The sequence below is a fragment of the Variovorax sp. MPBD4-3 genome, from assembly GCF_058809745.1.
Genome location: NZ_JBXASW010000017.1, coordinates 110,884 through 122,826, shown reverse-complemented (window position 1 = coordinate 122,826; position 11,943 = coordinate 110,884). Strand labels below are relative to the sequence as shown.

Sequence of the window (11,943 nt, the reverse complement as noted above, 5' to 3'; positions counted from 1 at the left end):
ACCCGAGCCCGCGCCCGCGCCCAAGGCGCCCGACATTGCCCTGGAGCGCGAGAAGAAGCTCAAGGAGCAGAAGGAACAGAAAGAACGCGAGCTCGAGCAGCAGCAAAAGCAGCTGCAGAAGAAGAAGGAGCTCGAAGCCAAGCAGCGCGCCGAAGACGAGGCCCAGCGCAAGAAGGAACAGCAGCAGAAGCTGGCCGAGCAGAAGAAGCAGCAGGAGGCAGAGGCCAAGCAGGCTGAAGCCAAGAAGGCCGAGGCTGCGGCCAAGCAGGCCGCCGCCGACCGTGCCGCCACGCTCAAGCGCATGCAGGGCCTGGCCGGTGCCAGCGGCAGCGACGACTCAAAGGGCACGGCCATGCGCTCGTCGGGTCCGTCGAGCGGCTATGCAGGCCGCATTGCAGCGGCGGTTCGCCCGAACATCACCTTCCCCGATGCCGACACCGTGAACGGCAACCCGGCGGCGGAGTTCGAGGTGAGCCTGGCACCCGACGGCACCATCGTCGGCGTCAAGCTCAGCAAATCGAGCGGCCTGCCCGGCTGGGACGATGCGGCCGAGCGCGGCCTGCGCAAGACCGACAAGCTGCCGCGCGACACCGACGGGCGCATCTTCCCGTCGCTGATCGTGTCGCTGCGGCCCAAGCGCTGATACGGGCTTGCGCCTAACGCGCAGCTAAGAAAACGGGCCCATTCCGGGTGACTTGCACGTCACCCGGAACTCGATAATCAGGGCTCATGAATCCCACCGGCCGCATCCGATACGGCAGCAGTCCACTGCTCGCCAGCCCCACCCCCGTGTGGCGCAGCAAGTTCATCGTGGCCAGCATCGCTTTCGGCTTCATGCTGCTGGCGGCACGCGCGGCCTACGTGCAGATCTTCAACAACGACTTCTTCCAGCACCAGGGCGAAGTGCGCTACCAGCGCACGCTGGAGCTGCCGGCCAACCGGGGCCGCATCCTCGACCGCAACGGACTGATCCTGGCCTCCGACATTCCGGCGCCCAGCATCTGGGCCATTCCCGAGGACATCGAGCGCGACGACCCGGCGGTGCTGGCCAAGCTCCAGCAGGTGGCCAAGCTGCTGGGCATGCCGCAGAAGGAACTCGACAAGAAGCTGGAAGACGAGGACAAGAGCTTCGTCTGGATCAAGCGCCAGGTCGACCAGTCGGTCGCCAAGCAGGTGGCCGCGCTCAACCTCAAGGGCATCTACCTGCGCCGCGACTACCGCCGCCAGTACCCCGAGGGCGAGGCCGCCGCCCACCTGGCCGGCTTCACCAACGTGGAAGACGTGGGGCAGGAAGGCGTCGAGCTGGCCTTCAACCAGGAGCTGGCCGGCAAGTCCGGCTCGCGGCACGTGCTGAAAGACCGGCTGGGCCACATCGTCGAGGACACCGAGGACCAGGTTCCGCCCACCGAGGGCCACGACATCCAGCTGAGCATCGACGACCGCGTGCAGTTCGTCGCCTACGAGAAGATCCGCGACGCCGTGGTCACCAACAAGGCGCGCGCCGGCAGCGTGGTGGTGGTCGATGCCCGCACCGGCGAGCTGCTGGCCATGGCCAACTACCCCAGCTACGACCCCAACGACCGCCGCAACCTCACGGGCGAGCAGTTGCGCAACCGCGCCATGACCGACGTGTTCGAGCCCGGCTCGACCATGAAGCCGATCACCGTCGCCACCGCGCTGCAACTGGGCCGCGTCACGCCCAAGACCATCATCGACACCAACCCGGGGCGCATCACCGTGTCGGGCGCGACCATCCACGACGACGAGAATTTCGGCGTGCTCACGGTCGAGGGCGTGATCCAGAAATCAAGCAACGTGGGCGCCACCAAGATCTCGCAGCGCATGTCGGCGCAGGAAATGTGGAACTCGCTCACCGCGGTGGGCCTGGGCCAGAAGCCGCAGACACCCTTCCCCGGCGCCGTGACCGGGCGGCTGCGCCCGTGGAAGTCGTGGCGTCCGATCGAACAGGCCACCATGTCCTACGGCTACGGCCTGTCGGCTTCGCTGTTCCAGATCGCGCACGCCTACACGGCCTTCGCGCACGACGGCGAGGTGATTCCGGTGAGCCTGCTGAAGAACAACGGCGAGGAGCCGGCCGGCGTGCAGGTGTTCTCGCCGCTGGTGGCGAGCCAGGTGCGGCAGATGATGCATTTGGCCGCGGCGCCCGGCGGCACCGCGCCGCTCGCGCAGACGGAGGGCTACTCGGTCGGCGGCAAGACCGGCACCGCGCACAAGCAGGTCGGCAAGGGCTACGCGAGCAACAAGTACCGCGCCTGGTACACGGGCATGTCGCCCATCGACAAGCCGCGCATCATCGTCGCGGTGATGATCGACGAGCCCGGCGCGGGCAAGTACTTCGGCGGCCTGGTCGCGGCGCCGGTGTTCAGCCAGGTGGTGCAGCAGACGCTGCGCATCATGAACGTGCTGCCGGACCTGGCCGTGACGCCGCAGTCGCACTGAGCCCGTCTTCCGGGCGACGGAAGACGATCAGGGCGCCAGGCTGAGGCGCTTCACGTCGAGCTCGATCTTGTTGCCGAACCGGTCCTTGTCGAGCTCGCCGGTGATCTCGACGCGCACCTTGTCGTCGATCTTCACGCCGGGCGGGAAATGCTTGGCATCGATCTCGACCTTCATGCGGCCGCTGTCGTCCGCGAAGGTGTAGTGCTCCCCACCGTCGTGCGAGACGATGAAGCCGCGCAAGGTGGCGTGCTGGTCGTCCTTGCCGGTGTCCAGCAGTTGCTTGACGTTCATCGCCGGCACGGTGCTCGGGCCTGCGTACTGGGCCGAGGCGGCGAACGGCAGCACCAGGGCCAGTGCGAGAACGAGGGCTGGTTTATTCATGGCGAGTTCCTCCTTGAACTTCGGGTTGAAAAGCACGAGGAGGATCGTAACGAGCCGATGAAAAGGCCCACGCGCCGAAGGCGCTTCAAGGCGCCCTTGCTCGCCCGGTCAGTCGTACACGATCTGCGCCTTGCCGGCCTCCGCCTGCGCGGTCCAGCTGGCCAGCGCCGCGTCGGTCGGGAAGAACTTGGCGCGCTCGCCCAGCTGCAGCTCGACCTGCGCACCGCCGCGCGCCATCGACAGCCGCACCGGCAGGCCCTGGACCAGGTCGCCGACCTCGGTCTGCTCGGTGCGCGGCGGAAAGTCCTTGACCAGGCGTGCGATGTCGGGCGCCTTGCCGTTCACCGCCACGCGCAGGAACTTGCCGAAGCGGCAGCGCGCCGTGGCCAGGTCCCACACCTGCTGCACCTGGAAGCGCGCCTCGAAGCCGCCGCGCGCCGGTTGCAGCCGGCCGCTGACGATGACGAGTTCATCGTCCTTCAGCGTGTTGCGGTTGGCGTTGATGGTCGCCTCGTCGGCGGTGGCGTCGATGGCTTCCGACTTGTCGTCGAGCTTGAAGATCGCCAGCCGGCCGCGCTGGCCGTTGATGACGCGGAAGTCGCTCACGATGCCGGCAATGACCTGCTGGTCGCGGCTGTCGAGCAGGTCGCCGATCTCGCGCTTGCAGAAGCGCCGCACCTCGTGCGAGACCTCGTCGAACAGGTGGCCCGACAGGTAGAAGCCGACGGCCGTCTTCTCGAACGTCAGGCGTTCCTTCACGCCCCACGGCGTGGCGTCGACCAGGTCGGGCTCCGCGGTGGCCGAACCGTGCTCGCAGTCGCCGAAGATGTCGGCCTGCGAGGCATTGGCCGCGGTCGCGCTGGCGAACTCGAAGGCGCGGTCGACCGAGGCGATCAGCGACGCGCGGTTCTGCTGGATGGAGTCGAAGGCGCCGGCCTTGATGAGCGCTTCCACCGTGCGCTTGTTGATGCGCTGGCGGTCGATGCGCACGCAGAAGTCGAACAGGCTCTTGAACGGGCCGCCCTCTTCGCGCGCCCGCACCACGGCCTCGACCGCGAGCTGGCCCGTGCCCTTGACGGCACCCAGCCCGTAGCGGATGACGCGGTCGGTCACGGGCTCGAAGCGGTAGTTGCCGCGGTTCACGTCCGGCGGCTCGAAGGTGATGCCGAAGTTCTTCTGGGCGTCTTCGAACAGCAGCTTGAGCTTGTCCGTGTCGTCCATTTCCACGGTCATGTTGGCGCAGAAGAACTCGGCCGTGTAGTGGACCTTCAGCCAGCCCGTGTGGTACGCCAGCAGCGAGTAGGCGGCGGCGTGCGACTTGTTGAAGCCGTAGCCCGCGAACTTCTCCATCAAGTCGAAGATTTCGTCGGCCTTGTCCTGGACGATGCCATGCGTGGCGAGCGCACCGGCGCGGAACTTCTCGCGGTGCTCGGCCATTTCCTCGAGCTTCTTCTTGCCCATGGCGCGGCGCAGCAAGTCGGCGCCGCCGAGCGAGTAGCCGCCCAGGATCTGCGCGGTCTGCATCACCTGCTCCTGGTAGACCATGATCCCGTAGGTCTCGGAGAGCATCTCGGCCACGGCCGGGTGCGGATACTCCACTTCTTCGCGGCCGTGCTTGCGCGCCACGAAGCTGGGAATCAGGTCCATCGGGCCCGGGCGGTACAGCGCGTTCAGCGCGATCAGGTCTTCCAGCCGCGTGGGGCGCGCGTCCTTCAGCATGCCCTGCATGCCGCGCGATTCGAACTGGAACACCGCTTCCGTCTTGCCTTCGGAGAACAGCCTGTACGTGGCCGCGTCGTTCAGCGGGATGTTCTCGAACGCGAAGTTCTCCTGGCCCTTGTGGCGCTTCATGATGAACTCGCGCGCAATCTCCAGGATGGTGAGCGTGGCGAGGCCCAGGAAGTCGAACTTCACGAGGCCGATGGCTTCGACGTCGTCCTTGTCGTACTGGCTCACGGCAGATTCGCTGCCGGGCTGCTGGTAGAGCGGGCAGAAGTCGGTGAGCTTGCCCGGCGCAATGAGCACGCCCCCGGCGTGCATGCCGATGTTGCGCGTCATGCCTTCGAGCTTCTGGGCGAGCTCGACCAGCATGCGCACTTCTTCTTCCTTCTCGATGCGCTCCGCGAGCTGCGGCTCCATCTCGATGGCGTAGTTGTTCTTGTCGCCCTCGATCTTCTTCTCGGGCGGGTACTGCAGCGTGACCGACATGCCGGGCTTGTTCGGGATCAGCTTGCTGATGCCGTCGCAGAACATGTAGCTCATGTCCAGCACGCGGCCCACGTCGCGGATTGCCGCGCGCGCGGCCATGGTGCCGAAGGTGGCGATCTGGCTCACGGCGTTGCGGCCGTACTTGTCCTTCACGTAGTCGATCACACGGTCCCGGTTGCCCTGGCAGAAGTCGATGTCGAAGTCGGGCATCGAGACGCGCTCGGGGTTCAGGAAACGTTCGAACAGCAGCTTGTATTCGAGCGGGTCGAGGTCGGTGATCTTCAGCGCATAGGCGACCAGCGAGCCGGCGCCCGAGCCCCGGCCCGGCCCCACCGGGCAGCCGTTTTCCTTGGCCCACTTGATGAAGTCGCCCACGATCAGGAAGTAGCCCGGAAACCCCATGTTCAAGATGGTGTTGATCTCGAACTCGAGGCGCTCGACGTAGCGCGGACGCTCGGCATCGCGCCTGGCCTCGTCGGGGTAGAGGTGCTTCAGGCGCGCCTCCAGCCCCTCGAACGACTCCTGGCGGAAGAACTCGTCGATCGGCATGCGCACGCCGTCGCTGATGAAAGGCGTCGGAAAGTCCGGCAGTTGCGGCTTGCCCAGCACCAGCGTCAGGTTGCAGCGCTTGGCGATCTCGACCGTGTTGGCCAGCGCGCTCGGCACGTCGGCAAAGAGCGCCTGCATCTCGGCGCTCGACTTGAAGTACTGCTCTTCGGTGAAGCGGCGCACGCGGCGCGGGTTGCCGAGAATCTCGCCTTCGGAAATGCACACGCGCGCCTCGTGCGCCTCGTAGTCTTCGCGGGCCGCGAACTGCACCGGGTGCGTGGCCACCACCGGCAGGCGCAGCCGCGCCGCGAGCTGCACCGCGGCAATGACGTGCGGCTCGTCTTCGGGACGGCCGGCGCGTTGCAGCTCGATGTAGAAGCGGTGCGGAAAAATCCCCGCCAGTTGCAGCGCCAGTTCGGCGGCGCGCTCGCCCTGCCCCTGCAGCAGCGGCTGGCCGAGCGGTCCGGCCTGCGCGCCCGACAGCGCGATCAGCCCGCCCGCCAGCTCCTGCACCCATTCCAGCTTGCAGGCCGCCTGCGACTGGCCGCGCGCCACGTTCTGCGTCCAGGCTCGCGCCAGCAGCTCGGAGAGGTTCAGATAACCCTCCATGTTCTGCACCAGCAGCACGATGCGGGTCAGCGCGCCGGGCTCCTTGCCCAGCCCGTCGATGAAGATCTCGGCGCCAATGACCGGCTTGACGCCCTTGCCCCGCCCCTGCTTGTAGAACTTTACCGCGCCGAACAGGTTGTTCAGGTCGGTGATGGCCAGTGCGGGCTGCTTGTCGGCAGCCGCGGCCTTGATGACTTCATCGATTCGGTTGGTGCCGTCGACGACGGAAAACTCGGTGTGCAGGCGCAGGTGAACAAACATCCGGCCATTGTAGAAAGCACCGCATCCACCATGTGAGTTAGCGATACGAATAGCCCCCCGGCTTGCCACTTCGTGTGCTTCGCCACCCCCCGAGGGGGAGGCTCGGTGCCTTGGGGCGGCCCGGCGGCACCTAGAATCCCGCCCCGTGCAAGAGATTTTGAATATCGCGGCCTACAAGTTCGTGGCCATCGACGACAGCCCCGTGCTGCGTGAAGACCTGCGCGCCCGCGCCCAGGCCCTGGACCTCATGGGCACCATCCTGCTGGCGCCGGAGGGTATCAACCTGTTTCTGGCGGGTTCGGCCGACGGCGTCCGGGCTTTCCTGGCCCATCTGCGCGCCGATGCCCGCTTCGCCGACCTCGAGGCCAAGGAGAGCTGGTCCGCATCGCAGCCGTTTCGCCGCATGCTGGTGAAGCTCAAGCGCGAGATCATCCGCATGGACCACCCGGCGATCCAGCCCGCCGCCGGCCGGGCACCCGGCGTGGATGCCCCCACCCTCAAGCGCTGGCTCGACCAGGGCCATGACGACCAGGGCCGCGAAATCGCCCTGCTCGACACCCGCAACGGCTTCGAGGTCGACGAAGGCACCTTCGACGGCGCGATCGACTGGCGCATCACCAAGTTCACCGAATTCCCGCCCGCCCTGAAGGAGCACCGCGCCGACTTCGCCGGCAAGACCGTGGTGAGCTTCTGCACCGGCGGCATCCGCTGCGAGAAGGCGGCCATCCTGATGCGCGAGGAAGGCATCGAGAACGTGCTGCAGCTCGAAGGCGGCATCCTCAAATACTTCGAGCAGGTCGGCGGCGCGCACTACCACGGCGACTGCTTCGTGTTCGACGGCCGGCGCGCACTGGCGCCCGACCTGAGCGCCCGCGCGGCCGACGCCAGCGCACGCGCGGCGGAAGACACCGACCTGAACCTCGGCCTGAAGAACTGAACCACCGGCAGCTTTCAATGCGCATCCTCCTGGTCGAAGACGAACTGGACATGGCCTCCTGGCTGATCCGCGCATTGACCCAGAGCGGCTTCGTCGCCGACCACGCGCCCGACGCGCGCACCGCCGAAGCCTTCATGGCCGGCACCGAATACGACGCCATCGTGCTGGACCTGCGCCTGCCCGACAAGCACGGCCTGAGCGTGCTGGCCGACATGCGCAACGCCGACGACCGCACGCCGGTGCTGATCCTCACCGCGCAGGGCGCGCTGCAGGACCGCGTGCGCGGCCTGAACCTGGGCGCCGACGACTTCCTCTCCAAGCCTTTCGAGCTGGTCGAGCTGGAGGCGCGCCTGTCGGCGCTGGTGCGGCGCAGCCGCGGCAAGCAGCACCCGCGCCTGCAGTGCGCATCGCTCTCCTACGACAGCCAGAGCCACGCCTTCACGCTGCGCGGCACGCTGCTGTCGCTCACGCCGCGCGAGCAGGCCGCGCTGACCGCCTTGCTGATGCGCAGCGGCTCGCCGGTCGGCAAGTCGCAGCTCTTTGCCAAGGTGTTCACCAACGACAGCACGGCCGGGCCGGACGCCATCGAAGTGGTGCTGCACCGCCTGCGGCGCAAGCTGGCCGACAGCGACGTGCGCATCGTCACCGTGCGCGGCCTGGGTTACATGCTCGAAGGCATTGCCGATGGATCCGCAGCCTCGGCCGCCCACCCCGTCGCCGGCGACTGAGCCGCAGCGCTTCGGCATCCGCACGCGGCTGCTGGCGCTGTTGCTGCCCGGGATGGTCACGCTGCTGGCGCTGGACAGCTGGAACGACTACCGCGCGCTGACCGACTCGCTGGTGGCCGCCTACGACCAGAGCCTGCTCGAGCCTGTGCAGGCGCTGGCCAACGGCATCGTGGTGGCGAGCGACGGCAGCGTGCGCGTGCAGGAGCCGTTCTCGATCCAGGCCATGTTCGAGTCGACGCACCTGCGCTACAAGTACCTGCACGTGGGCGTCCAGCGCATTCCCAAGGGCGGCACGCTCGATGTGAACTCGCCCGAATCCACGCTCATGGGCGTGCCCGGCCTGCCCCGGCCCGCGGCCCGCCCCGCCGACGGCGTGCCGGTGTTCTACGACGCGGTGCACGAGCAGCACCGCGTGCGCGTGGCCGCGCTGCGCCAGACGGTGTACGACCACGTCCACCCCGGCGTGGCCTACAGCGTGCTGATACAGGCGGCCGAAGGCATCGGGCCGCGCACCGAGGCCCAGTCGGAGTCGCTGCGCCAGGAGCTGCTGCGCGACACCCGCATGGTGCTGGTGATGGCGCTGCTGGTGTGGCTGGGCGTGGCCTGGACCCTGCGCCCGCTGGAGCGCCTGCGCCGCTCGCTGCGCGAGCGTTCCCGCGACGACCTCAAGCCGCTCGACGCCAACGGCGTGCCCAAGGAAGTAGTGCCGCTGGTCGATGCGGTCAACCACCACATCGCGAGCCACCGGCGCATGGTGGAAGAGCAGTCGCAGTTCCTGGCCGACGCCTCGCACCAGCTGCGCACGCCGCTGAGCATCCTGTCCATTCAGGCCGGCTACGCGGTGCGCGAGACCGATCCGGCGCGCATGCGCGAGTCGCTGCATGCCATCGTGGCGCAACTGGCGCGCACCCGGCGCCTGAGCGAACAGCTGCTCGCGCTGGCCCATGCCACCACCGAAGGCGAAGCCGCCCGGGCCGAGCCGGCGGTGGTCGACCTCAACGCCATCGCGCGTGGCGTCGTGCTCGAGTACCTGCCGCTCGCGCGCGAGAACGACCAGGACCTGGGCTGGGTCGATGCGCGCAGCGATGCAGCCGCCGCCGACGATGAAGGCGAAGGTGAAGACGGCGACACGCCCGTGCTGCCCGTGCTGCCGGTGCTCGCCAACGCGGCCGAGCTCCATGAGGTGCTCGCGAACCTCGTGCACAACGCGCTCAAGTACACGCCGCGCGGCGGCAACATCACCGTGACCGTGCGGCGCGATGCGTCGTCCGCGCTGGCGGAGGTGTGCGACAACGGTCCCGGCATCGCGCCCGAGCGGCGCGCGAGCGTGTTCGAACGCTTCCACCGCGACCCGGCCGTGGATGCGGGCGCGGCACACGGCGCGGGCCTCGGCCTGACCATCGCGCGCGGCTACGCGCGGCGCAACGGCGGCGAGATCGAGCTCGACAGCGCGGGCATGCCCGAGAGCAACACCGGCGGCGGACTGCGCGCCACGCTGAGGCTGCCGCTGCACCTCGCCTGAGGGCCATTTTTGCTAGGGTTTCACCGGATACGCCGGTACGTGATTACACGTATTTTGAGGCTCCGCAGGCTGCTTGCGCCCCGCCCGAAAGGGGATTGAAAGCCTCGATTCCTAGACTGCCCTCCTTCCAAATCGAAGGAGACTTATGCAGCACCAGCTCGGTGAAGATCCGGCCTCGCACGCGCCCCGGCCCGCTTCCAGATTCAAGAAAGACTACTACGGCGGCGCCCTGCTGATCGTCATCGGACTGGCCGCGGTCTACGCCGGCATCGGCTACCGCGTGGGCGAGCTCGCGCACATGGGCCCGGGCTTCTTCCCGGTGGCGCTGGGCGCGCTGCTGGCGCTCACGGGCCTGCTCATCGCGCTGTCCGCGCGCGGCGACAAGCCCGTATCCGAAGAGGCCGTCTCGCACGGCCATCCGGGCGGCATGCCCGACATCCGCGGCGGCGTCTGCATCATCCTGGGCATCCTCGCGTTCCTGCTGTTCGGCGAGTACGGCGGCCTGCTGCCGGCGACCTTCGCCATCGTGTTCATCTCGGCGCTCGGCGACCGCGACAACACGCTGACTGAAGCAGTGCTGCTCTCGCTCGCGATGTCGTTCATCGCGGTGGTCGTCTTCTGGTGGGCGCTCAAGCTGCAGCTCCCCCTGTTCCAGTGGGGAGGCTGAGATCATGATCGGTCAATCGCTACATGACCTGTGGTTCGGCTTCGGCGTCGCCTTCCAGGGCTCGAACCTGCTGTGGTCCTTCTTCGGCGTGCTGGTGGGCAACCTGATCGGCGTGCTGCCGGGCATGGGCGCGCTGCAGGCCATCTCGATCCTGCTGCCGCTCACCTACGTGATGCACCCGGTGCCCGCCATCCTGATGCTGGCCGGCATCTTCTACGGCTCGCAGTACGGCGGCGCCATCGGCGCCATCCTGATGAACATGCCGTCCCACCCGCCCCATGCGGTGACCTGCCTGGACGGGTACCCCATGACCAAGCAGGGCAAGGGGGGCGTCGCGCTCGGGGTGACGATGATCGCCTCGTTCTTCGCGGCCTCCGTCGGCATCATCGTGATGATCTTCGCCTCGCCGCTGCTGGTGCAGATCGCGTTCAAGTTCGGCCCGACCGAGATCTTCTCGATCATGCTGCTGGGCCTGCTGGCCGGCTCCACCATGTCGCGCGGCTCGCCGCTCAAGGGCGTGGCCATGACGCTGTTCGGCCTGCTGTGCGGCGTGGTCGGCACCGACGTGAACAGCGGCAGCTTCCGCTTCGCGTTCGGCCTGCCTGAGCTCAGCGACGGCCTGGAACTGGTGGCGATCTCGATGGGCCTGTTCGGCGTGGCCGACTTCCTGCTCAACGTGAACCGCATGAAGGCCATCGGCGACACCGGCACGCTCAAGCTCAGCGACATGCGCCCGAGCAAGGAAGAGCTCAAGCGCGCCTTCCCCGCCATGATCCGCGGCACGCTCGTCGGCACGGTGTTCGGCGCCATGCCCGGCACGGGCCCGACCATCACCACCTTCATCGCCTATGCGCTGGAGCGCAAGGTGTCGAAGACGCCGAACAAGTTCGGCACCGGCATGATCGAAGGCGTGGCCGGGCCCGAAGCCTCCGCGCACTCGAAGACGCAGGTCGACTTCATCCCGACCATGAGCCTGGGCATTCCGGGCGACGCGGTGATGGCGCTGATCCTGGGTGCGCTGCTGATCCAGGGCATCCAGCCCGGCCCGCAGCTCATCACCGAGCATCCGGACATCTTCTGGGGCCTGATCGCCTCCTTCTGGATCGGCAACGTGATCCTCGTCATCCTGAACGTGCCGATGATCGGCGTGTGGGTGAAGCTGCTGAAGGTGCCCTACAAGTACCTGTTCCCTGCCGCGATGTTCTTCATTGCAACGGGCGTGTACAGCACGCAGAACAGCCTGTTCCAGATCTGGGAAGTGCTGGTGTTCGGCATCGTCGGCGCGGTGCTGATGACGCTGGAGTTCTCGGTCGCGCCGATCCTGCTGGGCTTCGTGCTCGGGCCGATGGTGGAAGAGAACTTCCGCCGCGCGCTGCTGCTCTCGCGCGGCGACATGTCGGTGTTCGTGACCCGCCCGATCAGCGGCACCTTCATCGGCCTGTGTGCGCTGCTGCTGCTGGGCGTGGGCTACTCGGCATGGCGCGGCCGCGGCGGCCGCAAGGCCATGGTGGATCTGCCCAAGCCGCCTGAGGGCGCACCGCCCGCGGAAGCTGCCTCGATGGGCGGCGGCGGCAAGTAGGCCGCCCCTGCTTTCCGCTCCACGAAGAACAAGGCCCGCTGA

The 11,943-nt window shown here is 67.7% G+C and carries 9 protein-coding genes; 7 read left to right on the top strand and 2 right to left on the bottom strand.

The annotated features are described in order from the left end of the window. Both tolA and AC1RVW_RS13380 read left to right on the top strand, forming a co-directional pair. The coding region (gene tolA, locus AC1RVW_RS13385) for a cell envelope integrity protein TolA (protein ID WP_493200417.1) at positions 1-643 on the top strand (643 nt) is incomplete at its 5' end. 86 nt (positions 644-729) lie between these two features. Further along, positions 730-2,460 carry a peptidoglycan D,D-transpeptidase FtsI family protein gene (locus tag AC1RVW_RS13380; protein WP_106934840.1) on the top strand — a complete coding sequence of 577 codons (1,731 nt, stop codon included), beginning with the start codon at positions 730-732 and terminating at the stop codon, positions 2,458-2,460. A 27-nt stretch (positions 2,461-2,487) separates the two neighbouring features. On the opposite strand, the gene AC1RVW_RS13375 is transcribed toward AC1RVW_RS13380, so the two are convergent. Beyond that, complete coding sequence (locus tag AC1RVW_RS13375) at positions 2,488-2,841, bottom strand: YgiW/YdeI family stress tolerance OB fold protein (protein WP_493200415.1); 354 nt, start codon at positions 2,839-2,841, stop codon at positions 2,488-2,490. 108 nt (positions 2,842-2,949) lie between these two features. Continuing rightward, positions 2,950-6,468 carry a DNA polymerase III subunit alpha gene (dnaE, locus tag AC1RVW_RS13370; RefSeq protein WP_493200413.1) on the bottom strand — a complete coding sequence of 1,173 codons (3,519 nt, stop codon included), beginning with the start codon at positions 6,466-6,468 and terminating at the stop codon, positions 2,950-2,952. A 145-nt stretch (positions 6,469-6,613) separates the two neighbouring features. Here dnaE and AC1RVW_RS13365 point away from each other — a divergent pair, with 145 nt between their 5' ends. From AC1RVW_RS13365 to AC1RVW_RS13345, 5 genes are all read left to right on the top strand, one after another. After that, positions 6,614-7,405 (top strand): sulfurtransferase, encoded by a 792-nt coding sequence (locus tag AC1RVW_RS13365; protein ID WP_285411835.1) that lies wholly within the window; start codon positions 6,614-6,616, stop codon positions 7,403-7,405. Positions 7,406-7,422: 17 nt separating this feature from the next. After that, positions 7,423-8,133, top strand: coding sequence for a response regulator (locus AC1RVW_RS13360; RefSeq protein WP_285411837.1), 711 nt, complete (start codon positions 7,423-7,425; stop codon positions 8,131-8,133). Then, positions 8,090-9,655, top strand: a complete 1,566-nt coding sequence (locus tag AC1RVW_RS13355) for a sensor histidine kinase (RefSeq protein WP_493200410.1) — start codon at positions 8,090-8,092, stop codon at positions 9,653-9,655. Before AC1RVW_RS13360 ends, AC1RVW_RS13355 begins: the two co-directional genes overlap by 44 nt. A gap of 145 nt (positions 9,656-9,800) precedes the next feature. Next, positions 9,801-10,322 carry a tripartite tricarboxylate transporter TctB family protein gene (locus AC1RVW_RS13350; RefSeq protein ID WP_199851927.1) on the top strand — a complete coding sequence of 174 codons (522 nt, stop codon included), beginning with the start codon at positions 9,801-9,803 and terminating at the stop codon, positions 10,320-10,322. Between the two features lie 4 nt (positions 10,323-10,326). Next, positions 10,327-11,901 carry a tripartite tricarboxylate transporter permease gene (locus AC1RVW_RS13345; RefSeq protein ID WP_081270106.1) on the top strand — a complete coding sequence of 525 codons (1,575 nt, stop codon included), beginning with the start codon at positions 10,327-10,329 and terminating at the stop codon, positions 11,899-11,901. The last annotated feature ends 42 nt before the right edge of the window (positions 11,902-11,943 follow it).

Bases quoted from the DNA above. Each gene is read 5' to 3' on its own strand.
- AC1RVW_RS13380 (WP_106934840.1), top strand. From the start codon at position 730: ATGAATCCCACCGGCCGCATCCGATACGGCAGCAGTCCACTGCTCGCC.
- AC1RVW_RS13375 (WP_493200415.1), bottom strand. From the start codon at position 2,841: ATGAATAAACCAGCCCTCGTTCTCGCACTGGCCCTGGTGCTGCCGTTC.
- dnaE (WP_493200413.1), bottom strand. From the start codon at position 6,468: ATGTTTGTTCACCTGCGCCTGCACACCGAGTTTTCCGTCGTCGACGGC.
- AC1RVW_RS13360 (WP_285411837.1), top strand. From the start codon at position 7,423: ATGCGCATCCTCCTGGTCGAAGACGAACTGGACATGGCCTCCTGGCTG.
- AC1RVW_RS13355 (WP_493200410.1), top strand. From the start codon at position 8,090: ATGGATCCGCAGCCTCGGCCGCCCACCCCGTCGCCGGCGACTGAGCCG.
- AC1RVW_RS13350 (WP_199851927.1), top strand. From the start codon at position 9,801: ATGCAGCACCAGCTCGGTGAAGATCCGGCCTCGCACGCGCCCCGGCCC.
- AC1RVW_RS13345 (WP_081270106.1), top strand. From the start codon at position 10,327: ATGATCGGTCAATCGCTACATGACCTGTGGTTCGGCTTCGGCGTCGCC.